Here is a 24,856-nt window from a genome sequence, read left to right as displayed (position 1 = left end):
GAGACCGTCAATGATCGACCGCATCGTTTCGGAACTCGGCCCGTGGAACTGGATGGTTCTCGGCATCGTGCTCCTGGTGATGGAAGTCGTGGCGCCCGGCGTGTTCATGCTGTGGATCGGCATCGCGGCGCTGATCGTCGGCGCTGTTTCGCTGGCGATCTGGGACGCGGCGTTCTGGACCTGGCAGGTCCAGGTGCTGGCCTTCCTCGTGCTGGCCGTGATCTCGGCCTATGTCGGGCGGCAGATCGCCGTCAGCCGGCAAGGCAGCGTCGACCAGCCGCTGCTCAACCGCCGCGGCGCGCAAATGGTCGGCCGCACGGCGACGCTGGCCGAGCCGATCAAGAACGGCCGCGGCCGCATCCGGCTCGGCGACACGCTCTGGCGTGTCTCGGGTCCCGACCTGCCGGTCGGCGCGCAGGTGCGCGTGACCGGGGCGGCGGATACCGATCTGGAGCTGACGGTCGAGGCGGTCTGAGCCGAGACAGATCAAAGTATCGGGCCGATTCGGCCTGAAATCTCACGCGTTAAGCTGCGCCGATGCGCAGCAGGTCGTGGAAGTGAACCACGCCCACCGGCATTTTGTTTTTGATCACGACCAGCGCGCCGATATTGTGCTCGTTGAGCATGGCGATGGCCGTGCCCGCCAGCGTCTGCGGATCGATCGTCTTTGGCGTGCGGGTCATCACCTCGTCGACGGTGACGTCGGCCAGATTGCGATGCAGATTGCGTGCGACGTCGCCGTCGGTGACGATCCCGACCAGTTGGCCACTCGCATCGACGATGCAGACGCAACCGACTTTCTTTTGCGAGAGCGTCATCACCGCTTCCGGCATCTTGGTGCCGAGTAAAGCAAGCGGCACCTGATCGCCGGTCCGCATGATCTCCGAAACCAGGGTCAGATTGGCGCCAAGTTGCCCGCCCGGGTGCAAGGTTCGGAAGTGATCGGATGTGAAGCCGCGCGCCTCGAGCAACGCGATCGCCAGCGCATCGCCCATGACGAGTTGCAGAAGCGTCGACGTCGTCGGCGCCAGCCCGTGCGGACAGGCCTCCGGCACGATCGGCAGCAGCAAGACCACATCCGCCGCTCGCGCCAGTGCAGAGTTCTCGCCCGAGGTGATGGCGATCAGGGGAATGGAAAAGCGCCTGGAATAGGCGACGATGCCCATCAGTTCCTTGGTTTCGCCCGACCACGACATGGCGATGATGGCGTCGTCACGGGCGATCATGCCGAGATCGCCGTGATTGGCCTCCGCCGAATGGACGAAAAAGGCGGGCGTGCCGGTCGAGGCCAGCGTGGCGGCAATCTTGGAGCCGATATGGCCGCTCTTGCCGACGCCCGTGACGATGACGCGGCCGTCGATCCGCGAAATCAGGTCGATGGCCGCCGCAAAGGGCTCGGCCAGTCCGTCTGCCAGCCCGGCAGCCAGAGCCGCCACACCGGCCTGCTCCGTCGCCACCGTTCTCAGCGCCGATTCGATCGCAGCCTGCCTGTCCGGCTGCTTTCTTTCTGGGGACCCCGCATGCATGGCAGAAGCCATTAGCGCCATGTCGCCCGCCTGTCCAACGGAATTGCCGTTTGCCCTCGTTTGCGGGCAACCCGGGCAGTCAGTCTCAACCCTCCGTTAACCATCCGCATTTACGGTTCGGTAAGTATGGCGCAACCGCGCCGCGCAAGCAGTGGTGACGATGTCCGGGGGCCAGCCTGAAACGAAAATCGGTCGGAAGGGCATTGCCGTTGCAGCACTGCTGCTGACGGCAAGCGCGCTTGCCCTGCTGCGTCCGGCGCCGGCATTTTCGCAGGAAACCGAGCTGCGCGGCGAGGTTTCCGAATCGGCCATACTTGCCGACCAGCAGCGCAAGGCCAGGCAGTTGCGGGGGCAAGGGGCGCAGGATCAGAACGCTCCCGCCGCCGCCCAAGACACGGCGCCGACAACCTATCAGCCGGCAAGCCCCGGCGCGGTTCCGGATGACGACCAGACGGCTGGTGCGTCGGACAGCATCTTCGACCAGCCGCCGGCAGCCAACGACCCGCTGGCCGACACGACGGCGCCGGCAAAGCCGCGCCGGCCTTCGACGGCAAGGCAGCGCACGCAGGACGCCAAGGCCGACACGAAGGCCAGCACCAAGACCGCCGATAAGAAAAAGACCAAGAAGAAGGCGGGCGAGGCAACCGACAACACGACCACCGCCGCAACCGCCGCCACCGGTGATCAGGCCGATGCTGCAGCCACTGCCGACGACGGCGGCAACCGCCGCGCCGTCACCATCGACAGCGTCGACAAGCAGAAGCTCGACCCGGGCCAGGAGCGCACCGGATCGATCGATGGACGGAAGGTCAAGCCGGAGGAAGATCCCTTCGCAGCTCCCGGCGTCAGGATCGGCACCTTTGTCTTCCGGCCGACGCTGGAGCAAGGCTTCACCGCGACCTCGAACGCCGATTCCAGCAGCACCGGCAAATCGGCCGTCCTGTCGGAGACAGCGCTGCGTTTCACCGCGACCTCCGACTGGCGCGAGAATTCGGCTCTGATCACCGGCTACGGCCAGTTCCGCAACACCGTCTCGGGCCAAAAGATCAACGACGCGCAGGGCCGCATCGAGGGCCAGCTCAATGTCGATCTCGACAACGAGCTGCGCGCCATCGCCAAGCTCGGCTACGAGGCAGCGCCGGAATCGGCCTCCTCGCCGGATGCGATCGCCGGTGTCACCCAGCAGCCGCTGCGCCAGACCGTGGACGGCAGCCTCGGCCTCGAAAAAAGTGTCGGCAAGATGCGCTATGCACTGACCGGCGTGGTCTCGCATGATTTCTACGGCGATGCCGAGCTCTCCAACGGCACCACCGTGTCACAGAGGGATCGCGACAACACACTCTACACGGCCACCTTGCGCACGGGATACCAGATCTCGCCGGCGCTGACGCCCTTCACGGAGGTCGAGCTCGGCCGCAGAGTCTATGATCAGCGTCTCGATACGGAAGGTTTTGAGCGCTCCTCGAAGCGGATCGGAGCGCGTGCCGGCCTCGAGCTCGACATGGGCGAGAAGCTTTCAGGCGAATTCTCCGTCGGCTGGCTGCGCGAGGCGATCGACGACAGCCGCCTGCCGGCGGTGGCAGGGCCGAGCATCAACGCCGACCTCAAATGGTCGCCCGAGCGCGGCACCATCATCGGCCTCACCGGCAAGACCAACGTCGAGACGACAACGACGGCCGGCCAGAGCGGCGATATACTCTATTCCGGCCGTTTGACCGGCGAGCGCCAGATCCGCGCCAACCTGACGGCGAACTCGGCGCTTGGCCTCGATTGGCGCGACTATACCGGTTCCGACGGCCACGACCTGATCCTGAGCGCCGAGGCCGGACTGACCTGGTGGCTCAATCGCTACGCCGGCCTCACCACGAGGGTGCGGACGGAGAAGCTGACCAGCAACCTGCCCGGACGCGACTATACGGCCAACAGCGTCTATCTCGGTCTGAAGGTCCAGCGATAGCCTCGCCGACCACGAAGGCTAGAATCCCACGCCGCGGCGTTCCGCCGGCCGCACCTCGTCCAGCAGCGTGCGGATGACGCCGGCCATGCTTGCGTTCATGTCGCTGCGCCACAGCGCGAAGGCGACATTGGCCTCGACGAACCCTTCCGGCGAGCCGCAATCGAAGGTGCGGCCCTTGTAGTGATAGCCGTAGAAGGGCTGCTTCTTCTCAAGCTTCAGCATCGCGTCGGTCAGCTGGATCTCGTTGCCGGCGCCGCGTTCCTGGCTTTCCAGGATGCCGAAGATTTCCGGCTGCAGGATGTAGCGGCCGTTGATGAAGAGATTTGAGGGCGCGGTGCCCTGTTTCGGCTTCTCCACCATGCCGGTGATGCGGAAGCCGTGATGCGTGTCCTCGCCGCGCCCGACAATGCCGTATTTATGCGCTTCGGCCGGATCGCATTCCTGCACGGCGATGATGTTGTTGCCGGTCTCCTCATAAAGCTCGACCATGCCCTTCATGCAGCTCTTTTCCGACTGCATGATCATGTCCGGCAGCAGCAGCGCGAAGGGCTCGTCGCCGACCAGCTCGCGAGCGCACCAGACGGCGTGGCCGAGGCCCATCGGCACCTGCTGGCGCGTGAAGCTCGTCTGTCCCGGCGCCGGCTGCAGCCGCTGCAGGCGGGCGAGCTGGTCGTCCTTGCCGCGCTGGGCGAGCGTGTCGTAGAGCTCGAACTGGACGTCGAAATGGTCCTCGATGACCGCCTTGTTGCGCCCGGTCACGAAGATGAAATGCTCGATGCCGGCCTCGCGCGCCTCGTCGACCACATATTGGATGACAGGCCGATCGACGACGGTCAGCATTTCCTTCGGGATGGCCTTGGTGGCCGGAAGGAACCGCGTGCCGAGGCCGGCCACCGGGAAAACTGCCTTGCGAACGCGCTTCATGCTGACACCCCTGCTTTTCGGCCAATTATCCGCTCGGCGGCACGCTCCGCAATCCCCCCAAACATTTTCACGCCGGAATCATTTTCACGCCGGAATGTTGGGCTACTGAACGTCCAGGTTGAATGTGAGAGCTAAAAGCCGCGACACCTCTTTTCGTTCCCGGCGGCACCTATGGTAAACTAAATACTAACCCGGTTCGGCGTTGAATGATCCTTCCTGATTTGACGAAGGAGGAAATGATGTCCGTTCGCAACACCGCGAGGCGCCTGACGGCACTGGCGACCGCAGCCGGCCTGACATTGGCTCTGCTGATGCCCGCCGGACCCGCTTTCGCCGATGCCGGGTTCCGCCAGTGGGTCGCGGGCTTCCGCGCCACCGCGGTGGCGGGCGGCGTCTCGGGCGCTGTCTACGATCAGTCCATGCGAGGCATCGAGCCCGACCCGGTCGTGCTGGAAAAGGCCCGCACCCAGCCCGAATTCACCGCCCCCGCCTGGGATTATTTCGACAACCGCGTGCATGACCAGGCGGTCGCCAACGGCCAGGCGATGGCACGCAAATGGAAGCCATGGCTCGACCGCATCGAGGCGCGGTTCGGCGTCGACCGCAACATCCTGCTGGCGATCTGGTCGATGGAAACCAACTACGGCGAGATCCTCAAGCGCGACGACATCATGCGCAATGTCATCCGTTCGCTGGCCACCCTTGCCTATGGCGACCCCAACCGCTCGAAATATGCTCGGACCCAGCTGATCGCGGCGCTGAAGATCCTGCAGACTGGCGACATCGACGAGAGCCATCTGATGGGCTCCTGGGCCGGCGCGATGGGCCAGACCCAGTTCATCCCGACCAGCTATCAGCGCTATGCGGTCGACATGGACGGCAACGGCAGGCGCGATATCTGGAATTCGATCCCCGACGCGCTGGCGACTTCCGCCAATCTGCTCAAGAAGAACGGCTGGCAAGCCGGCAAGACCTGGGGCTATGAGGTCACTATACCGGCCGGCAAGCTGCCCGGGGGCGCAAAGACGATCGCGCAGTGGCAGGCGCTCGGCGTTGTTAGAGCCAGCGGCAAGCCGTTCAAGAACCTGACCGACAAGGCGACACTGAAAGTGCCGGACGGCCGGGGGGGCCCCGCCTTCCTGATGATCCGGAATTTCTCGGTGATCAAGGCCTACAACAATGCCGACAAATACGCTTTGGCTGTCGGCCTTTTGGCCGATGAGATCGCCGGCGGCACCGGCCTGGTGCAGGACTGGCAGCGGCCTTTCACCAAGCTCAGCTTCGAGGAGCGGCAGGAACTGCAGAAGCGGCTTTCCGAGCACGGCTATTACGACGGCAAGTTCGACGGCAAGATCGGCGACGGCTCGAAGGCCGCCATCATGGCCTACCAGGCAAAGGTCGGTCTGACCCAGGATGGCTATCCGAGCCTGGAAGTGCTCAAATGGCTCCGCAAGCGGTAGCAGAGCCGCTCTAATGCATGTCGCCCAAAAGTGCGCAGCGGTTTTGGGGGAACGACATGCATCAAAACAAAGCTTAAAGCGCGTCGACTGAATCCATTTCAGCGCGACGCGCTTTAGGGCGCCGGGCATCCTTTCGAAGACGGCAAGGATGCGGTAGCGCTTCGGCTTGCGCATGACTTTCCCGTATTTGCCTGGTCATGCGCCAAGGGATGGAGAGGTGTTTGGTTTTGGTCGCGCGTATCAGGCAGGGCATTCGCCGGACGCCGATCCTGATTCTTGCCCTTGCCGTGCTTGTCGTCACCGCCGCCGGCGCTTTCCACGCCCCTGCGTTCGCGCAGGAGGAAAGCCGCGGCTGGTCGCTGCGCGATCTTCTGTTTCCGCGCCGCAGCGAACGCATCGAGCCGCCCGTCGAAGTCCAGCCAAGGCCGAAACCCAAGAAGAAGCCCAAGCCAAGCCCACCGGCGGAGCCCGAAACGCCGATCGTCGAGAAGACCAACGACGCTCGCGTCGTGCTGGTGGTCGGCGATTTTCTGGCGGGCGGCCTGGCCGAAGGCCTGGACACCGCTTTTGCCGACAATCCCGCTGTCAAGATCGTCGCCCGCTCCAACGGTTCCTCCGGCTTCGTTCGCGACGACGTCTACAATTGGCCAGCCCAGATAAAATCGCTGATCGAGACCGAGAAGCCGGCCGCCGTGATTGTCATGCTGGGCTCCAACGACCGGCAACAGATGAAGGTCGGCGACGTGCGCGAGCAGCCGCGTTCGGAGAACTGGACCAAGGAATATGAGCGCCGCACCGATGCGCTGGGCAAGGCTCTTCAGGAGACCAAGGTGCCGTTCCTGTGGGTCGGCATGCCGGCTTTCGGTGTGTCGAAGATGAACTCCGACATGCTCGCCTTCAACGACATCTATCACTCGGCCGCCCAGACCCATGGCGGCGAGTTCGTCGATGTCTGGGACGGCTTCGTCGACGAGAACGGCGCTTTCGTCACCTCTGGCCCCGACATCAACGGCCAGCCGGTGCGCCTGCGCTCCGACGACGGCATCAACGTCACCAAGGCCGGCAAGCGCAAGCTCGCCTTCTACACGGAAAAGCCGCTGGCCAAGATTCTCGGACTGGCGGCGCCGGGAAGCATCACCACCGTGTCCGCGCCGACGGGCGCTCCGGTCGAGGCGCCCAAGCCGGCCGCCGCGCCCGTCATCGTCGACCGCACCGCGCCGATGCTGCTCGGCGACCCGGCGCTCGACGGGGGAACCGAACTGCTGGGTGCCGCGCAACCAGCCAAGGCCAATCCGAACCTGCCTGGCGAAAAGCTGATCCTGGAAGGCAAGGCGCCGGCCGCCTCGCCCGGCCGCGCCGACGATTTTTCCTGGCCGCCAAAGCCGACCGCCGCCGCTCAGCCCGATACGGCGGCGGGCATCAATCAGTAGCTCATCGGCTCGGAGACCGTTTCAGAAATTCGCTCGTGCGAGTCAGATGGTGGTGTTTTCGAGAACCAGAGCGGAGCGTACGTTGACGTACGTGAGCACCGGAAGTGCAGAAAACGCCATCAACTGGCCGCAGGAGTAGAATTTCTAAACGGTCTTACCGCGGCAGCACCGTCGACCCCATCAACGCCTCGTCGATCGAGCGCGCCGCCTGGCGGCCCTCGCGGATCGCCCAGACCACCAGCGACTGGCCCCGGCGCACGTCGCCCGCGGCATAGAGCTTGTCGACGCTCGTCCTGTAGTCGCGATCATTGGCCTCGACATTCCGCGAGCGGCGGCTGTCGGTGACGACCTTGATCTTGCCGTCCAGTTCCTTCATCAGGCTGTCGCCCGCCGGGCCGGCAAAGCCGATGGCGATGAAGGCGAGATCGGCGCGGATAACGAACTCTGTGCCGGCGATCGGCTTGCGCTTCTCGTCCACCTCGCAGCAGCGCACGCCGGTCAACTGGCCGTCCTCGCCGATGAATTCGAGCGTCGCCACCTGGAATTCGCGCTCGGCGCCCTCGGCCTGCGAGGAGGACGTGCGCATCTTGGTCGCCCAATAGGGCCATACGGAGAGCTTGTCTTCCTTCTCCGGCGGCTGCGGACGGATGTCGAGCTGCGTCACGCGCACTGCGCCCTGGCGGAAGGCGGTGCCGATGCAGTCGGACGCGGTGTCGCCGCCGCCGACCACGACGACATGCTGGCCGCCGGCGATGATCGGGTGCGAAGGCCAGGCCACCGACTGGATAGGCTCGCCGCCGACGCGGCGGTTCTGCTGCACCAGATAGGGCATGGCGTCATAGACGCCGCTGAGATCGGCCCCCGGAATGCCGGCCGGACGCGGTGTTTCCGAGCCGCCGCAATAGAGCACCGCGTCGAATTCCTCGATGAGGTCGGCCACCTTCATGTCGACGCCGACATTGACACCGCAATGGAAGGTCACGCCCTCGCCTTGCATCTGCTCGATGCGCCGGTCGATATAGTGCTTCTCGATCTTGAAGTCCGGAATGCCGTAGCGCATGAGCCCGCCGGGGCGGCTTTCGCGCTCATAGACATGTACATCGTGCCCGGCGCGGCCGAGCTGCTGGGCGGCCGCCATGCCGGACGGGCCGGAGCCGATCACGGCGACACGCTTGCCGGTCTTCTTCTCGGGCGGATAGGGCCGGATATGGCCGGTCTCATAGGCCTTGTCGGCGATCGCCTGCTCGACCGTCTTGATGGCGACCGGAATGTCCTCGAGGTTCAGCGTGCAGGCTTCCTCGCAGGGCGCCGGGCAGATGCGGCCAGTGAATTCCGGGAAATTGTTGGTCGAATGCAGGTTGCGGATCGCGCTGTCCCAGTCGCCATTGTAGACGAGATCGTTCCAGTCCGGGATCTGGTTGTGGATCGGGCAGCCGGTCGGCCCGTGGCAGAACGGAATGCCGCAATCCATGCAGCGCGCGGCCTGTTTCTCGACCTCCTTGTCGGACATCGGCAGCGTGAATTCGCGGAAATGCCGGATGCGGTCGGAGGCCGGCTGGTACTTGTGCACCTGCCGGTCGATCTCGAGGAAGCCTGTTACCTTGCCCATAGTCCAGTCCCTGCTGTCCGAAGGCACGCTTTTGTCGCGCACCCGTTAACCCCATAAGGCCGCCATGGCAACCGCACCTTGCTGGAGCATGACCTTCGCCGAGTTCCCGCTTTGCGGGGTCATGCTCTCGGGGTCAGGATTGTTGGTGAGGATGCCGGCCGGAAAGTCGTCTTTCCGGCCATGCCCGATACCTATTCCGCCGCCACGCTCATGCGCATGCGTTCCATCTCGATCAGAGCGCGGCGATACTCCACCGGCATGATCTTGCGGAATTTCGGCCGGAAGTTCTGCCAGTTCTCGAGGATCTCGCGGCCGCGCACCGAGCCGGTGTAATGCACGTGGTTAGAGATCAGCTGGTAGAGCCGTTCCTCGTCATGGCTGGTCATGTCGCCCGACACGTCGACGCGGCCCTTATGGTCGAGGTCACCGCCGTGATGGAGGAGCTTCTCCATCAGATCGTCCTCTTCCGGGACCGGCTCGAGCTCGACCATCGCCATGTTGCAGCGCTCGGCGAAATCGCCCTTCTCGTCCAGCACATAGGCGACGCCGCCCGACATGCCGGCCGCGAAGTTGCGCCCGGTCTTGCCGAGCACGACGACGATGCCGCCGGTCATGTATTCGCAGCCATGGTCGCCGACGCCCTCGACGACAGCCGCTACGCCCGAATTGCGCACGGCGAAGCGCTCGCCGGCGACACCGGCGAAGTAAGCCTCGCCCTCGGTTGCGCCGTAGAGCACTGTGTTGCCGACGATGATCGAGTCCGCCGCGACGATCTTGGCCTCTTCCGGCGGGCGGATAACGATGCGGCCGCCCGACAGGCCCTTGCCGACATAGTCATTGCCGGCGCCGACCAGCTCGAACGACACGCCGCGCGCGAGAAACGCGCCGAAGGACTGGCCGGCCGTGCCGGTGAGCTTCACCTGGATCGTGTCCTCGCGCAGGCCCTTGTGCTTGAAGCGCTTGGCCACCTCGCCCGACAGCATCGCGCCGGCGGAGCGGTCGACGTTGCGGATCGGCAGCTCGATGGTCACGGGCTGCCTGGCTTCGAGCGCCGGCTTCGCCAGTTCGATCAGCTTGCGGTCGAGCACGTCGTCGATCGGATGCTTCTGCCGCTCGGTCCAATGCAGCGCCTCATGCGGCGCGTCGGGCTTGAAGAACATCTTCGAGAAGTCGAGCCCGCGCGCCTTCCAGTGCTGGATCACGTCGCGCTTTTCCAGGAGGTCACTGTCGCCGATGATCTGGTCGAGATGGGTGAAGCCCATCTCGGCGAGCAATGCCCGCACCTCTTCCGCCACGTAGAAGAAGAAGTTGATGACATGCTCCGGCGTGCCCTTGAAGCGCTTGCGCAGCACCGGATCCTGCGTCGCCACGCCGACCGGGCAGGTGTTGAGATGGCACTTGCGCATCATGATGCAGCCGGCCGCGATCAGCGGCGCGGTCGAGAAGCCGAACTCGTCGGCGCCGAGCAGCGCGCCGATGATGACGTCGCGCCCGGTGCGCAAGCCGCCGTCGACCTGCAGCGCGACTCTGCTGCGCAAGCCGTTGAGCACCAGCGTCTGATGGGTTTCGGCAAGGCCCATTTCCCACGGGCTGCCGGCATGCTTGAGCGAGGTCAGCGGCGAAGCGCCGGTGCCGCCGTCATAGCCGGAGATGGTGATGTGGTCGGCGCGCGCCTTGGCGACGCCCGCCGCGACCGTGCCGACGCCGACTTCCGACACCAGCTTGACCGAGACGTCGGCCGCCGGGTTGACGTTCTTCAGGTCGTAGATCAGCTGCGCCAGATCCTCGATCGAATAGATGTCGTGATGCGGCGGCGGCGAGATAAGGCCGACGCCGGGCGTCGAGTGCCTGACCTTGGCGATGGTGGCGTCAACCTTGTGACCAGGCAGCTGGCCGCCCTCGCCGGGCTTGGCGCCCTGCGCGACCTTGATCTGCATGACGTCGGAATTGACCAGATACTCCGCCGTGACGCCGAACCGTCCCGAGGCGACCTGCTTGATCGCCGAGCGTTCCGGGTTCTTGCCGCCGCCGGGCAGCGGCAGATAGCGGTCGGCCTCTTCGCCGCCCTCGCCGGTGTTCGACTTGCCGCCGATCTGGTTCATGGCGCGCGCCAGCGTGGTGTGCGCTTCCCTGGAGATCGAGCCGAAGGACATCGCCCCGGTCGAGAAGCGCTTGACGATTTCGGCCGCCGGCATGACGTCCTCGATCGCGACCTTCTTGCGGCCGGTTTCTTCGGCCAGCTTGATCTTGAACAGTCCGCGGATGGTTTGCGCCCGCGCAGTCGCGCTGTCGATCTGCGCCGAATACTCCTTGAACGTGTCCCAGGAGCCCTGGCGCACGGCATGCTGCAAGGTAGCGACCGCATCCGGCGACCACATATGCGCCTCGCCGCGCATGCGGAACATGTATTCGCCGCCGACCTCGAGGCTGTTGCGCAGCACCGGATCGCTGCCGAAGGCGTCCGCATGGCGGCTGAGCGTCTCGGCGGCGACCTCGTCCAGGCCGACGCCTTCGATCAGCGTCGCGGTGCCGGTGAAATACTTCTCGACGAAATCGGACTTCAGCCCGATCGCGTCGAAGATCTGCGCGCCGCAATAAGACTGGTAGGTCGAGATGCCCATCTTGGACATCACCTTGAGGATGCCCTTGCCGATCGACTTGATGTAGCGCGAGACCACCTCGTATTCGTCGACCTCAGCCGGCAGTTCGCCGCGCTTGTGCATGTCGAGCAGCGTGTCGAACGCAAGATAAGGGTTGATCGCCTCCGCGCCATAGCCGGCGAGGCAGCAGAAATGATGCACCTCGCGCGGCTCGCCGGATTCGACGACAAGGCCGACCGACGTGCGCAACCCCTTGCGGATCAGGTGGTGGTGAACCGCCGCCGTGGCCAGTAGGGCTGGAATGGCGATGCGGTCGGGCCCGACCTGGCGGTCCGACAGGATGATGATGTTGTAGCCGCCCGCGACCGCCGCCTCGGCTCGCTCGCAAAGCCTATCGACGGCGCCGTGCATCCCGGCGGCGCCCTCGTTCGAGCCATAGGTGATGTCGAGCGTCTTGGTGTCGAAACGGTCCTCGGTATGGCCGATGGAGCGGATCTTTTCGAGATCGCCATTGGTCAGGATCGGCTGGCGTACCTCGAGCCGCTTGCGGCGCGACGTGCCGACCAGGTCGAAGATGTTCGGCCGCGGCCCGATGAAGGACACCAGGCTCATCACCAGTTCCTCGCGGATCGGGTCGATCGGCGGGTTGGTGACCTGCGCGAAATTCTGCTTGAAATAGGTGTAGAGCAGCTTCGACTTGTCCGACATGGCCGAGATCGGCGTGTCGGTGCCCATCGAGCCCACAGCTTCCTGGCCGGTGGTAGCCATCGGCGCCATCAGAAGCTTGGTGTCTTCCTGCGTGTAGCCGAAGGACTGCTGGCGATCGAGCAGGCTGACATCCTTGCGCAGCGCGCGCGGCTCGACCGGCTTGAGGTCTTCCAGGATCAACTGCGTGTTGGCGAGCCAGGTCTTGTAGGGATGCCTGGTCGCGATCTCCGACTTGATCTCCTCGTCGGAAACGATGCGGCCCTTGGCGAGGTCGATCAGCAGCATGCGGCCGGGCTGCAGCCGCCACTTCTGCACGATCTTTTCCTCCGGCACCGGCAGCGCGCCGGCTTCCGACGCCATGATGACGCGGTCGTCGTCGGTGACGATGTAGCGCGCCGGGCGCAGGCCGTTGCGATCAAGCGTGGCGCCGATCTGGCGACCGTCGGTGAACACCACCGCCGCCGGACCATCCCACGGCTCCATCAGCGCCGCATGGTACTCGTAGAAAGCCTTGCGGTCGGCATCCATGAGCTTGTTGCCGGCCCAGGCTTCCGGGATCAGCATCATCATGGCGTGGGTGAGCGAATAGCCGCCCTGGAACAGGAACTCCAGCGCGTTGTCGAAGCACGCCGTGTCCGACTGGCCCTCATAGGAGATCGGCCAGAGCTTCGAGATGTTGTTGCCGAACAGCTCGGAATCGACCGAGGCCTGGCGCGCCGCCATCCAGTTGTTGTTGCCGCGCACGGTGTTGATCTCGCCATTATGCGCGACCATGCGGTAGGGATGCGCCAGCTTCCACGACGGGAATGTGTTGGTCGAGAAGCGCTGGTGAACGAGGATCAGCGCCGTTTCGAAGCGCGGATCCTTGAGGTCCTTGTAATAGGCGCCGACCTGATAGGCCAGGAACATGCCCTTGTAGACGATGGTGCGCGCCGACAGCGACACGCAATAGGCGCCGATGTCCTTGTTGTCGTTCTCGGCATAGATGCGGCCCGAGATCACCTTGCGCAGCAAATAGAGCCGAGCCTCATATTCCTCGTCATCCGGGATGTCGGCCGTACGGCCGATGAACACCTGCCGGTGGAACGGCTCCGAGGCCACGATATCGGGCGCCTTCGACAACGATGAATTGTCGACCGGCACGTCGCGGAAGCCGATCAGCGGCAGCCCTTCCGACTGCGCCGATTCGGCGATGATCTCCTCGATATGGGCGCGAAGCGCTGCGTCCTGCGGCATGAACCAATGGCCGACGCCATACTGGCCGGCCGGAGGCAGTTCGACGCCCTTGGCCGCCATTTCCTCACGGAAGAAGGCGTCCGGGATCTGCACCAGCACGCCGGCGCCGTCGCCGACCAGCGGGTCGGCGCCGACGGCGCCGCGATGGGTGAGGTTTTCCAGCATCGCCAGACCGTCCTCGACGATCCGGTGCGACTTCACGCCCTTCATGTTGGCGATGAAGCCGACGCCGCAGGCGTCATGCTCGTTGCGCGGATCGTAGAGGCCCTGGGCGGCCGGACCGCCGGAAGTTCGCAGGGCTTGGGTCCGGACGGTATTTTTAACGGCTGCCGCTTTCGTCTGCGCGGCCTGGCCGTAGATCGCAGATGGCGTCAGTTCCGTCATCGTCCTATCCTCCGTTCTCCACCTTGGCCCCGACTGTCTCAGGGCGCTGGTTTGCCTTGGGAAGCACAAGGCTTCCCCTTGATCCTTGCTGCACGTCTCGCGAAATCCATCGAACCATACGGCTATACGCCCGGTTCGCATCCGGTATCGTACAGGCCAGAGCCGGGCCGTCTACCCGCCGCTCGCGACAATGGCCGGAATGGCAGCAATGATACGCCAGTCCAGCCTGCTTTGTGCGACAAAATAAGACAGCACTACTGTCCTAAATTTTTTATGGCAGAAATCAGGGACCTATACAAGACCGATTCACAAAAAACTTGGGCGCAACGCGACACAAAATTTCGTGACCAACACTGGAAACGCAAGCTTTGGTCCGGGCTTTCGAGGCGATGCGCTGGCTTCACCGCTTTGCCGGCGATTGGCCCTTGCGCTTCTCCCGCCGAAGCGGTCAAGTCCCGCCGCTTTTGCCAATCACCATACGGACCTCCCGATGTTCTTTGCTTCCGACAACTGGGCGGGCGTCCATCCCGACATTTCGGCCAACCTGGCGCGCCACGCCGACGGCGTTGCGACCGCCTATGGCGACGGCGATCTGGACCGGGCCGTCTATCGACGCTTCAACGAGATTTTCGAGCGTGAGGTGGAGGTCTTCTTCGCCGCGACCGGCACCGCGGCGAACGCGCTTTCGATGGCCGCGTTGAACCGTATCGGCGGCATCGCGCTTTGCCACTCCGAAGCGCATATGAATGTCGACGAGTTCGGCGCGATGGGTTTCTACACGGGCGGCGCGCGCATGGCGCCGGTTCCCGGGCCGTTGGGGCGCATCAATCCCGAAGCTCTCGACCGGGCTATCAAGCGGTATTCGCAGAATCTGGCTCCCGCCGGCCAGCCCATGGCGGTCACCATCACCCAGGCGACCGAGGTCGGCACGGTCTACAGCGTCGACGACGTCAAGGCGATCGCCGAGGTCAGCCGCCGCCATAAGCTGCCGCTGCACATGGACGGCGCGCGCTTCGCCAATGCGATTGCCGCGACCGGCGTCAGCCCGGCCGAAATGACCTGGAAGAGCGGCGTCGACCTCATCTCCTTCGGCGCCACCAAGAATGGCTGCTGGATGGCCGACGCGGTGGTGATCCTCAATCCGGATGTCGCTAAGGACCTGCGCCTGCAGCGTCAGCGCGCCGGGCAGACCTTCTCCAAGGCGCGATTCATCTCGGCCCAGTTCGAAGCCTATCTCACCGACGACCTGTGGCTGAGGATGGCCGGGCACGCCAATCAAATGGCAGCGCATCTGGCCGAGACGATCGAGGATGCACCGGCGGGCAGGCTCGCCTGGTTGCCGCAAGCCAACGAGGTCTTCGCGATCCTGGACCGCGCCACGGCTGAAAGGCTGCGGGCGGCCGGCGCCAAATTCCATGAATGGGGCGTGCCTTCAGGATTCGAGGGCCATCTCGGCGACAATGAAGCGATCTACCGCTTCGTCGCCAGCTTCGCGACCACGACCGAGGAGATCGACCGCCTCGGCCAGTTGCTCGGCTGAGCGTCCTGCCATGACCAAGCCGCCGCTCGGCTCGACGATGCGGCTGGTCAACCAGGAGGGTTCCTTCACGCTCCGCCGCAGCTTCAAAAGAAAGGCCGGTAGCCGGGAGCACCAATAAAAAGCGGCGCCTCGCGGCGCCGCTTTCGTCTCGGGAGGGAGACGTCGTCTGGAAAAGTCCGCGGATTACGCGGCCGCTTTCGCCTCGATCTGCTTGGCCTTGTCCGAGGACTGGGTAATCGCGATCTTGCGCGGCTTCAGCTCCTCGGGGATGTTGCGCTTGAGGTCGACGAAGAGCAGGCCGTTCTTCAGCGTGGCGCCCTCGACCTCGACATGGTCGGCGAGCTGGAAGCGGCGCTCGAAAGCGCGCGAGGCAATGCCGCGATAGAGCAGCTCAGAACCCTCGCCATTACCCTCTTCCTTACGCTCACCCTTGACGGTCAGCACGTTGCGGTGGGCTTCGATCGAGATCTCGTTTTCCGAGAAGCCGGCAACGGCCATCGAGATGCGATAGGCGTTCTCGCCGGTGCGCTCGATGTTATAGGGCGGATAGGTCTGCGCGGTCTCGGGCTGGCCGAGCGAATCGAGCATGGTGAACAGCCGGTCGAAGCCGACGGTCGAACGATAAAGCGGGGAAAAATCAACGTGACGCATGAGGTGTTCTCCTGTTGAGCAACATGGTTTGCGTGTGACCCGGTGCGAAACCCTCGAAAGGCGTTCCGGATAGGCCAGCGACCCCGACAATCGGCGGCCGCAACCTTCATTTGGGAAGCTCAAAAACCCATTTCAAGGTTTTTTCAGCGCCGCAATGCGGCCAAGTTGATGAACGGTGGATGAACCGCAGTTTCGGCATCCGTTCAGCCGCTCGGCGCTAGCTTTGGTCAAGTTGGACCAATTCCAAGAGAAGCGCGAGGCGCTTTCCGACCGGAATTGCGTCAAGACAAAGAGACAAGCGGTGCCTTGATCCCGGCGCCGCCGAGGCCGAACCGGGTGCAACGTCCCTTCCTCCCGGATCGACAGAGGCCGGAAGTGCGCCGCAGGCACTTCCGGCCTTCCCATTCAAGGCGGTTGCGTAAATCCTCGCGGCGCCTTTGCTTTTGCCGCCCGTCCGTCTATCACCATGCCGACGTCTTGCCCGCTCGGGCAAAGAACAACCAGCGACTCGCCGAATGACGGATCTTTTCCATCTGACCGAGGACAATCCCGCGCCGCGGAACGCCGCGGGCGGCTTCTTCACAACGCCCGACGGCAAAAAGATCCGCTACGGCGTCTTTGCCGCCGTCGCCCGCCCGCTGCTGGGCACGGTGGTTCTGCTGACCGGGCGCAACGAGTGCATCGAGAAATATTTCGAGACCATCCGCGATCTCGCCGATCGCGGCTTCGGCGTCGCCATCCTCGATTGGCGCGGCCAGGGCGATTCCAGCCGCCTGCTGCGCGACCGCCAGCGCGGCCATGTCCGCAGCTTCCGCGACTATGCGCGCGACCTCGAGCAATTCTTCGAGGAGATCGTGCTGCCCGACTGCCGCGGCCCCTATTACATCCTCGCCCATTCAACCGGGGCGGTGATTGCGCTGCTTGCCTCGCCGTCCATGGTCAACCGGGTGCGGCGCATGGTGCTGCTGGCGCCTTTTCTGGAGGTGCCGGACATGCCGGTCTCGATCGCCACGGTGCGGCGCGTGTGTGCGATCTTCTGCGCGCTTGGCCTCGGCTGGCTCTATGCGGCGATCGGTCCGAGGCCGAAAGTGCCGCCGGCTTTCGAGGTGAACAAGGTGACCTCCGACCCGGCGCGTTACCGCCGCAATGTCGGGATCTACGAGGCCTGGCCGCAGCTCGCGCTCGGCGGCCCGACCATCCGCTGGCTGAAGGCCGCAGCCGCGGCCGCGGAAGCCGTCAGCGATCCGGATTTCATGGCAAGGGTCAAGGTGCCGATGCTGATCGTGGCCGCCGGCGCCGACCGGGTGGTCTCGACCAAGGCCGTGGAAGCCTATGCCAGGAAATTGCGCGTCGGCTCGCTGTTGATGATCGACGGCGCCGAGCACGAGATCCTGCAGGAGAGGGATATCTACCGCGAGCAGCTGCTCGCCGCCTTTGATGCCTTCATTCCAGGCACCGGCGACGCTCCCTGATCGCAGTCGAAACCAGGCCGCGGCCGAGATGGATCAGCCGCGCAGCGCCGCCATTGCCGCCGCGTGCAACTCCGGCGTCGCCGCAGCCAATATATCGCCGCCCTTCTCGGCCGGGCCGCCTTCGAAAGTGGTGACGACGCCGCCGGCCTTCTCGATGATCGGGATCAGCGCGACGATGTCGTAGGGCTTCAAGCCCGGATCGACGACGATGTCGACGCAGCCCGCGGCCACCATGGCGAAGGCGTAGCAGTCGGTTCCGTAGCGGGCGAGTTGGACCTTTGTCTCGAACTGGTCGTAGCGCTTGCGCGCTTCGCCCTTGAACAGGGCGGGCGTGGTCGTGAACAGTGTCGCTTGCGCAAGGTCGGTCGTCTTGCGCGTCGAGAGCCTGCGCGGGCCGCCCGGTCCTTCGTAGTGCGAGCCGGACGCGTTGGCATAGAACAGCTCGCCGGTGAAGGGTTGCGACATCATGCCGGCCACCGCGTCGCCGTCGGCGGTCAACCCGACCAGCGTTCCCCAGACCGGAAGGCCGGAAATGAAGGCGCGGGTGCCGTCGATCGGGTCGATCACCCATACATGCCGGCTGGTGATGTTCTGGCTGCCATGTTCTTCGCCGAGAATGCCGTGCTCGGGATATTCGGCGGAGATCAGCGCCCGGATCGAGCGCTCTGCTTCACGATCGGCCTCCGTTACCGGGTCGAAGCTTCCCGCCTCCTTGTTGGCGACGGCGCCCTGGCTGCGGAAGCGCGGCAAGGTTTCCGCTGCGGCGGCATGCGCTATGCGCCGCATGAAATCGGTGCTGATATCCAAGTCGCTCTCCCCATCGCGGCTCTTGCCAGCCGCTCTTTCTCGCAGAACAGGCGCGCTGAAGACCGGTCAGGCGCCCGCTTTCTGTTGCCGTAATGCCACAACTGAACCGCCGAAGCGGAATTTCCACATCATATTGAATTAAAAAACCCAGCTGTCGATTGACATTTGTGCGCCGCACAATAATTTTGTCATCGGACAGGTTTTCCTGTCCATGCCCTCCTTGGGCGTTTCCTCCCTAGACTTCGACCGTGTCGTGAAAACGATGCGGTCTTTTTTTCGAGCAACTCCAGGAAAAGCGTGAGGCGGGTTTCCGTCCGGAATTGCGTTTATTAAGAACTCGGGCGCGCCGTCATTCCGCCGCAAGCGGCAAATCGACGAAATGATGGTCGGGCATCGACATCAGATCGGCCGAGAAGCGGGTCAGGTCGCAAGCCAGGGCGTCGAAGCCGGCCGACTTCTGGAACGTCCGCTCGTCCATGTAAAGCCCGCGATTGACCTCGATTTGCAGCGCATGCAGATGCCGCGCCGGTCGGCCGTAATGCTCGGTGATGAACCCGCCGGCATAGGGCTTGTTGTGCGCGACCGTGTAGCCCATGCCGACAAGCAGGCTGATCGCCATCTCGGTGAGCGCCGGCGAGGCCGAGATGCCGAACCGGTCGCCGATGATGAAGTCGGGCCGAACGCCATTGTCGCCGACGCGGATCGAGGCCGGCATCGAATGGCAGTCGATCAGCACGGCATAGCCGAACCTGGCATGCGTCCTGGTCAAAAGCCGCTTCAGCGTCTCGTGATAAGGCTTGTACACCGCTTCGATGCGCGCCACGGCTTCGGCCAAAGGCAGCCGGCCGGGATAGATGTCGAGCCCCTCGCCGACCAGTTTCGGCACGGTGCCCAGCCCGCCGGCGACACGCGCCGAACGGATATTGCAGAAGGACGGCACCGGCTCCGCGAACATGCGCGGATCGAGTTCCCAGGGCTCGCGGTTTACGTCGAGATAAGCGCGCGGAAAGTTCGCCGCCAGCAGCGGCGCGCCGAGCGGCACGGCGCCGCCGAACAGCTCCTCGACATAGCAGTCCTCCGACCGGCGGATGGCGTTGCGGTCGAGCCGCGCCATGGCCAGGAACCGCTCCGGATAGTGGCGGCCGCTATGCGGCGAGTTGAACAGGAAAGGGACGCGCTGCTCGGCGCCCGATCGGATTTCGAAGGGTGGAACGACCGAAAAATCCTCGGCTGCCGTCTTCAATTTTTATGAACCAGGATGAAGCACTGCGTCATGAGGCAAAACTTGCCACCTTGCGTGCGGCATGTCCAGCATTTCAGGCGGCAAAACCGCGCCTCGAACCGCATCTGGCATGCCCTTCATTCACTTGATGTTTACCGGCTCCATCTCATATACAGGATGGTTAACGGCCTAGCCCGGCGGCAGGCTTGGGGCGGGTGATTCGGACGGGACATGATGGCACGCATTCTGCTGGCGGAAGACGATGACGATATGCGCCGCTTCCTCGTCAAGGCGCTGGAACGCGCCGGCTACCAGGTAAGCGATTTCGACAATGGCGCCAGCGCCTATGAGCGGCTGCGCGAGGAACCTTTCTCGCTGCTGCTGACCGACATTGTCATGCCGGAGATGGACGGCATCGAGCTTGCCCGCCGCGCCACCGAGATCGACCCCGACCTCAAGGTGATGTTCATCACCGGCTTCGCCGCCGTCGCGCTTAATCCCGATTCCAAGGCGCCCAAGGACGCCAAGGTGCTGTCGAAGCCCTTCCACCTGCGCGATCTCGTCAACGAGGTCGAGAAGATGCTGCAGGCCGCATGAGGCCTGCATCGATCCTCGCGTCGGCAGGCGCTTCGCCGATGCGACAAACGGAAGCCGTCTTTCCACATTCCCGCTATTGACGTGCCGGATCAAAAGTGGTGTATGCGCGGCGTCGGATGGGCGTGTAGCTCAGCGGGAGAGCACTGCATTGACATTGCAGGGGTCACAAGTTCAATCCTTGTCACGCCCACCATCCTTTCAATAGCTTAGCTAAGCCCTTGTGCCGCGTGGCACAGAAATGGCACAGAAACCTCCCGACGGGTGTAAAAAAGCGCGCCGCCGGCACGACAGCGGTGCGCACCGGGGTTTGGGGATGTGCTGTACCGGCCATGCGGGTTGGCTAGGTGGCAACCGTTTCCTCCCGCTCACGCAATCTTGAAGGGTATTAGCAATCGCTCAATTAGGCTGAGCGACCGCAGGCACCTGGGCCTAAGGCTCAATCACTTCGACTTGGCCCCAAATCAACGGATCCTAAGAAATTTCCTAGAGCAGGGCACTCAAGGAGCGATTCTCCAGATAGATAGCCACCCGGGTGGGCGACCTCGTTGGAAATCACCATGGGCAAGGAGTATCCGTTTTCAGAAGCCACGCTGGGCGGCAAACTGGCGCCGGCACGGGCTTGTCGTCCACCGCTTCGGCTGCCAGCGCCGCGCGGTTCTTGACGTCGCCGCGCTGGCCAGGCTGTTCGGCCCGGACCAGCCCTGTCTGCACTGAGATCTGCTGAAAATCATCTACTGCCACGAGTGCCGCGCCGCCGGCCGAGACCATCGGAACCTGCAGTTCACGAACCACGCCGTGACACTGGAACACCGGAATGGCTGGACGCCCTGTCCGTAAAGCCTAGGGCACCCTCACGGTGAGCCGGCGCCGTTAAGCGTCGTGGCAATCGACACAAACTCGGCATTTAGCGCGCCGCCCAGTGAGGTTGCCCCAACCATGATTCCCAAGGCGATAAGCGCTGCAATCAAACCATACTCGATGGCCGTTGCTCCGGAATCGTCACGTAGAAAACTCGCTACCCGTTGCATCTTTCACAAGCCCTGACTTCCGATCACGCAAATATGAGGGCTATCTAATTTAGATAGGGTGAACGGACGTCCCAAATTTTTATCCATCGAGAAATTAGTCGAGGCGCCAGCTTAATGAGTGCCAGTTTCCCCTGGTGCCCAAGGGCCAGCTCCGTCGCCGCTGGTACATCCGCAGTCGGCGACGGAGGCCGGGAGCGGCCCGGCAGGCTGACGGGGTAGGCCAGCAATCACACCGGGCCTGACCAGTGAGGGCTCGGACTCAAAACAACTCACCGGCTAACGAAGATATACGGCCGTGCTGAACTGCATGGCATGTATCCATAAGGAGGAAGATGGGAGTAGGCTTGTGAGTTTCTGCAGTCTGCGGGCTATTGCCTTGCTCCATTTTGGGACCGAAGTGGTGGCATCCGTCTTGCACCCGGTATCCTGCAACAGCAGAGGATGTCCTAAATGCGGCTATCAACTCAGCCCGCGCGAAGGCAAGGATCAGCGAAATGCATATACTCGGCGCCGCTGCGGCTCGACGATGTGCAGATTAGCGACAACGGCGATGTGACCGTCTCGATTATTGCTGACGACATCTACTCGAACAGATCCAAACAGCGCTATCAGATCACACTGGCCGAAGCCGAAATCGGCATTCTGTTCCGTGGCGCCAGCGGCTAATCTTCCAGCACCCATCTTCTGATGCCGGTTCCCTCGCAAGGGGTGCACCTAACTGTGCGCCTCGAGCAACCTTGCTGGTGAGTGCCGGCCGGGCAGCAGGTTCCGCCCGTCGTCTTCCACCGGCTGCATGCAAACACCCTCCCGCCGCCCTGGCAGACCGGGCATGTCAGTTTTCTGAAGTCCACCGGCCCGGCGAGCCTTGTTAGAGGCCGGTGAAGTCGATCGATATGCTAGCGCCTATCACGGCGAGGCCGATCATGAAGACCATAAATGCCTCAAAACCATTGCCGCGGTTACCGATTCTGTCCATTGCGCGCTCCCCCCGACGATCAGCCGGGTTCTAACGTGCTTCGCGAAAGAAGGTTGCGCTTGATTGACTCAGGCTATTTCCCCTCGAATTGCGCTAGGAGTTTGCCACCACCGTGTCGCGGCACAGATATGTTCGAATGTTTTTGCTCGGTTCACGTTCTTTTGCGGCGGATTCTGCAATGAAATCCGAGAACGCACTGCATTGACATAGCCGCGGTCACAAGTTCAATCATTGTCACGCCACCATCCTTCTCATAAACTCAGGACGCTGCCGGCACATATCCCCTGCCTTTGGCGCCTGGCGGCACCTCTATCTTAGATCCCCCTCGAACATCACAAGCGTGCGATTCGACGCCTTCAGCGCGAAGCGCGTGGCTTCCGCATAGGCCGGATCCGCATAGCAGGCCTTGGCAATGTCCAGCGACGGAAATTCCACAAGCACCATGCGCTTGGCGTCACGCGCCTCGACGAGCAGCGGCGGCTGTTTCGTCGTGTTGGTGCGTGCCTGATATTTTTCGCCGATCGGCTTCCAGAGCCGGGCATATTCGGCCTGCGCTTCCTGGTCCGAAATCTCGGTTCCGACGATGAGCCAGTATCCCTTCACGCCGACGCGCTCCCTTGCCGATTGCGGTCCTACACCATGAACTCGCCGCCGTTGACGTGCAACAAATGCCCGGTGACGAACTTGCCCATGTCCGATGCCAGATAGAGGCAGGCATTGGCGACGTCCCCGGCGGTCCCCAATGTCCTGAGCGGCACCGTGGCTCTCACATGCTCGTAGGTTGCCGCGAGATCGGGATACCACGCCGCGTTCCGGTCCGTATCCAGCCACCCAGGCGCGATGCTGTTGGCGGTCACCCCGTCCGGCCCACACTCCACCGCCACGGCCTTCGCCAGGCCATGCATGCCGTGCTTCGCGGCGACGACATGCGCCCTGTTTGCCAGCGGGAAAAGGGCGTCCGTGCCCGCCATGTAAAGCAGGCGGCCATACTTCCTCCTGCGCATGTGCGGAAGCACCGCCTGGGTCAGGATGAAAGCCGATCCGAGATTGGTGTTCATCACCTTCTGCCAGTCCTGAAGGGTGATCTCCGCGATCGGCTGATGCGGTCTTATCCCGACGCAGGATACCGCGATGTCGACGCCGCCGAGTTCCGCGACCGCCCTTTCGATCAAGGCGTTCATGGCAGTCTCGTCGGTGCCGTCGCAGATCGACGCCATCGCCTCGACGCCTAAGGATCGCGCCTCATCCGCCACGGCCTCGATCTTGGCCAGGTCGTTACCGCCGGTAATCACGATGTGCGCCCCCGCTCGAGCGAACGCCAGGGCGACGGCCTTGCCGATGTTCTGGCCGGCCGCGGTAATGACCGCCACCCGCCCCCTCAAGCCGGGAACTTCCATCTGCTCACCCATAGTCCGCCTTGGTGCAACGCGATTTTGGCAAGCGAATACAGGTTTGCCGGCGGAACGCAAATCGCCGCGGGGCGATCGATTCACATGCCGGCCGTCGCCAGCAGGCTCTTCATCCTGGCGGAGGCAAGGTCGGGATCGGCCAGCAGGCCGGCCTGGTCGGAGAGGCGGAACACGTCCGCATAATGGCATATGCCGCGCGCCGACTGCATGCCGCCGACCATGGTGAAATGGTCCTGATGCCCGTTCAGCCAGGCCATGAAGACGATGCCGGCCTTATAGTATTCGGTCGGCGCTTCGAAGATTTTTCGCGACAGCGGCACGGTCGGCGCCATCAGCGCGTCGTAACCGGCCTTGTCGCCTTGCGCAAGCTTCGCCAGCGCGGCGTTGGCGACCGGCGCGATGGCGTCGAAGATGCCGAGCAGCGCATGCGAATGCCGCCTGCCGTCGCCGGCGATCAGCTCCGGGTAGTTGAAATCGTCGCCGGTGAACATCACGACGCCTTCGGGCAGCCGGTCGCGCAACTGCACTTCCTTGCCGGCATCGAGCAGCGATATCTTGATGCCCTCGACCTTGTCCGCATGGCGCTCGATGATGGCCACGACCGTATCCAGCGCCGCGTCGAAATCACTGCTGCCCCAATAACCCCTGAGCGCCGGGTCGAACATGTCGCCCAGCCAGTGCAGGATGACCTTGCCGGAGGCCTGCGACAGGATGCGGTCGTAGACGCGGACATAATCCTCCGGCCCCCTTGCCACCGCCGCCAGCGCGCGGCTCGCCATCATGATCGCCTTGCCGCCCTTGCCTTCGATGAAGCCGAACTGCTCCTCATAGGCGCCGATGACGTCGTCGAGCGTTTTGGCCGCCGCCGGCGCCAGGTAATCGGTCCCCGCCCCTGAAGCGAGATCGGCGCCGGGCACCGTCTTGGCCTCCGCAATCGAGCGGCGGATCAGCTCCTTGGCGCTCGCCCAGTCGAAACCCATGCCGCGCTGAGACGTGTCCATGGCCTCGGCGATGCGGAAGCCGAGCCGCCACAGATGATGACGGAACGCCATGGTCTTGTCCCAGTCGACCGCTGGCCGCGACCACGGATTGGTCATGGCGATGGGGTCGGCGACGACATGGGCGGCGGCATAGGCGATGCGCGAAAAATGCGCGTTCTTGCTCGGCTCGACCGGCTTGCCGACAAGCCGGTAGCTGGTCCGGTCGCCGTTTGCCGCAGGCAAGATGATGTCCATGGAACTCTCCCGTTGCGGCTCCTATAAATGGAACGTTCCAATAGATCAAGAAGCTTTATGATCTTGGGATTCGAGCCGGCAAGGC

Annotated in this window: 19 protein-coding genes and 1 tRNA gene; 9 read left to right on the top strand and 11 right to left on the bottom strand. The window is 63.7% G+C overall.

Going from position 1 to position 24,856, the window contains the following annotated elements:
• Positions 1 to 10: 10 nt before the first annotated feature.
• Complete coding sequence (locus tag EJ069_RS00295) at positions 11 to 475, top strand: NfeD family protein (RefSeq protein WP_126059562.1); 465 nt, start codon at positions 11 to 13, stop codon at positions 473 to 475.
• A gap of 49 nt (positions 476 to 524) precedes the next feature.
• Here EJ069_RS00295 and EJ069_RS00290 read toward each other — a convergent pair whose 3' ends face one another.
• Entirely contained in the window at positions 525 to 1,526 is a 1,002-nt protein-coding gene (locus EJ069_RS00290) for a KpsF/GutQ family sugar-phosphate isomerase (protein WP_126059561.1), read from the bottom strand.
• A 160-nt stretch (positions 1,527 to 1,686) separates the two neighbouring features.
• Between EJ069_RS00290 and EJ069_RS00285 the strand changes: the two genes are divergently transcribed.
• Positions 1,687 to 3,483, top strand: coding sequence for an outer membrane beta-barrel protein (locus EJ069_RS00285; RefSeq protein WP_126059560.1), 1,797 nt, complete (start codon positions 1,687 to 1,689; stop codon positions 3,481 to 3,483).
• 18 nt (positions 3,484 to 3,501) lie between these two features.
• Here the strand turns inward: EJ069_RS00285 and galU are convergent, their stop codons facing one another.
• Positions 3,502 to 4,407 (bottom strand): UTP--glucose-1-phosphate uridylyltransferase GalU, encoded by a 906-nt coding sequence (gene galU, locus EJ069_RS00280; RefSeq protein ID WP_042639406.1) that lies wholly within the window; start codon positions 4,405 to 4,407, stop codon positions 3,502 to 3,504.
• A 239-nt stretch (positions 4,408 to 4,646) separates the two neighbouring features.
• On the opposite strand from galU, the gene EJ069_RS00275 reads away from it, so the two are divergent.
• Together EJ069_RS00275 and EJ069_RS00270 are read left to right on the top strand one after the other, a co-directional pair.
• Complete coding sequence (locus EJ069_RS00275) at positions 4,647 to 5,867, top strand: lytic murein transglycosylase (protein WP_126059559.1); 1,221 nt, start codon at positions 4,647 to 4,649, stop codon at positions 5,865 to 5,867.
• Positions 5,868 to 6,088: 221 nt separating this feature from the next.
• Positions 6,089 to 7,297 (top strand): DUF459 domain-containing protein, encoded by a 1,209-nt coding sequence (locus EJ069_RS00270; protein ID WP_126059558.1) that lies wholly within the window; start codon positions 6,089 to 6,091, stop codon positions 7,295 to 7,297.
• Between the two features lie 154 nt (positions 7,298 to 7,451).
• On the opposite strand, the gene EJ069_RS00265 is transcribed toward EJ069_RS00270, so the two are convergent.
• Both EJ069_RS00265 and gltB read right to left on the bottom strand, forming a co-directional pair.
• The gene (locus EJ069_RS00265) at positions 7,452 to 8,906 is read right to left on the bottom strand and encodes a glutamate synthase subunit beta (protein WP_126059557.1); all 1,455 of its coding nucleotides are present in this window, start codon (positions 8,904 to 8,906) and stop codon (positions 7,452 to 7,454) included.
• 191 nt (positions 8,907 to 9,097) lie between these two features.
• Complete coding sequence (gltB, locus tag EJ069_RS00260; protein ID WP_126059556.1) at positions 9,098 to 13,834, bottom strand: glutamate synthase large subunit; 4,737 nt, start codon at positions 13,832 to 13,834, stop codon at positions 9,098 to 9,100.
• Positions 13,835 to 14,324: 490 nt separating this feature from the next.
• Here gltB and EJ069_RS00255 point away from each other — a divergent pair, with 490 nt between their 5' ends.
• Positions 14,325 to 15,374, top strand: coding sequence for a low specificity L-threonine aldolase (locus tag EJ069_RS00255; RefSeq protein ID WP_126059555.1), 1,050 nt, complete (start codon positions 14,325 to 14,327; stop codon positions 15,372 to 15,374).
• 183 nt (positions 15,375 to 15,557) lie between these two features.
• Here EJ069_RS00255 and EJ069_RS00250 read toward each other — a convergent pair whose 3' ends face one another.
• Positions 15,558 to 16,025 carry an Hsp20 family protein gene (locus EJ069_RS00250; protein ID WP_126059554.1) on the bottom strand — a complete coding sequence of 156 codons (468 nt, stop codon included), beginning with the start codon at positions 16,023 to 16,025 and terminating at the stop codon, positions 15,558 to 15,560.
• Between the two features lie 515 nt (positions 16,026 to 16,540).
• Here EJ069_RS00250 and EJ069_RS00245 point away from each other — a divergent pair.
• On the top strand, positions 16,541 to 17,497 hold the full coding sequence (locus EJ069_RS00245) for an alpha/beta hydrolase (protein ID WP_126059553.1): 957 nt from the start codon (positions 16,541 to 16,543) through the stop codon (positions 17,495 to 17,497).
• A gap of 33 nt (positions 17,498 to 17,530) precedes the next feature.
• On the opposite strand, the gene hisN is transcribed toward EJ069_RS00245, so the two are convergent.
• Together hisN and EJ069_RS00235 are read right to left on the bottom strand one after the other, a co-directional pair.
• Positions 17,531 to 18,304 carry a histidinol-phosphatase gene (gene hisN / locus EJ069_RS00240; RefSeq protein WP_126059552.1) on the bottom strand — a complete coding sequence of 258 codons (774 nt, stop codon included), beginning with the start codon at positions 18,302 to 18,304 and terminating at the stop codon, positions 17,531 to 17,533.
• A 349-nt stretch (positions 18,305 to 18,653) separates the two neighbouring features.
• Positions 18,654 to 19,547 (bottom strand): N-formylglutamate amidohydrolase, encoded by an 894-nt coding sequence (locus EJ069_RS00235; RefSeq protein ID WP_189341577.1) that lies wholly within the window; start codon positions 19,545 to 19,547, stop codon positions 18,654 to 18,656.
• 213 nt (positions 19,548 to 19,760) lie between these two features.
• Here EJ069_RS00235 and EJ069_RS00230 point away from each other — a divergent pair, with 213 nt between their 5' ends.
• Entirely contained in the window at positions 19,761 to 20,123 is a 363-nt protein-coding gene (locus tag EJ069_RS00230) for a response regulator (protein WP_006199474.1), read from the top strand.
• Positions 20,124 to 20,241: 118 nt separating this feature from the next.
• Positions 20,242 to 20,316, top strand: a tRNA-Val gene (locus tag EJ069_RS00225).
• Between the two features lie 658 nt (positions 20,317 to 20,974).
• On the opposite strand, the gene EJ069_RS00220 is transcribed toward EJ069_RS00225, so the two are convergent.
• Complete coding sequence (locus EJ069_RS00220) at positions 20,975 to 21,151, bottom strand: Flp family type IVb pilin (RefSeq protein ID WP_126059551.1); 177 nt, start codon at positions 21,149 to 21,151, stop codon at positions 20,975 to 20,977.
• A 450-nt stretch (positions 21,152 to 21,601) separates the two neighbouring features.
• On the opposite strand from EJ069_RS00220, the gene EJ069_RS00215 reads away from it, so the two are divergent.
• A complete protein-coding gene (locus EJ069_RS00215; protein WP_126059550.1) occupies positions 21,602 to 21,817 on the top strand; it encodes a hypothetical protein in 216 nt (71 codons plus the stop codon).
• 619 nt (positions 21,818 to 22,436) lie between these two features.
• On the opposite strand, the gene EJ069_RS00210 is transcribed toward EJ069_RS00215, so the two are convergent.
• From EJ069_RS00210 to EJ069_RS00200, 3 genes are all read right to left on the bottom strand, one after another.
• On the bottom strand, positions 22,437 to 22,730 hold the full coding sequence (locus EJ069_RS00210; RefSeq protein ID WP_126059549.1) for a DUF1330 domain-containing protein: 294 nt from the start codon (positions 22,728 to 22,730) through the stop codon (positions 22,437 to 22,439).
• A gap of 29 nt (positions 22,731 to 22,759) precedes the next feature.
• Positions 22,760 to 23,536: an SDR family NAD(P)-dependent oxidoreductase gene (locus EJ069_RS00205; RefSeq protein ID WP_189476118.1), complete on the bottom strand. Its 777-nt coding sequence runs from the start codon at positions 23,534 to 23,536 to the stop codon at positions 22,760 to 22,762.
• Positions 23,537 to 23,616: 80 nt separating this feature from the next.
• Positions 23,617 to 24,771, bottom strand: a complete 1,155-nt coding sequence (locus tag EJ069_RS00200) for a dihydrodipicolinate synthase family protein (protein ID WP_126059547.1) — start codon at positions 24,769 to 24,771, stop codon at positions 23,617 to 23,619.
• Positions 24,772 to 24,856 lie beyond the last annotated feature (85 nt).

It is taken from the genome of Mesorhizobium sp. M2A.F.Ca.ET.043.05.1.1 (genome assembly GCF_003952445.1).
GTDB lineage: Bacteria > Pseudomonadota > Alphaproteobacteria > Rhizobiales > Rhizobiaceae > Mesorhizobium.
The sequence above is the reverse complement of the archived record's forward strand: the minus strand, read 5'-3'. Positions and strand labels throughout refer to the sequence as shown.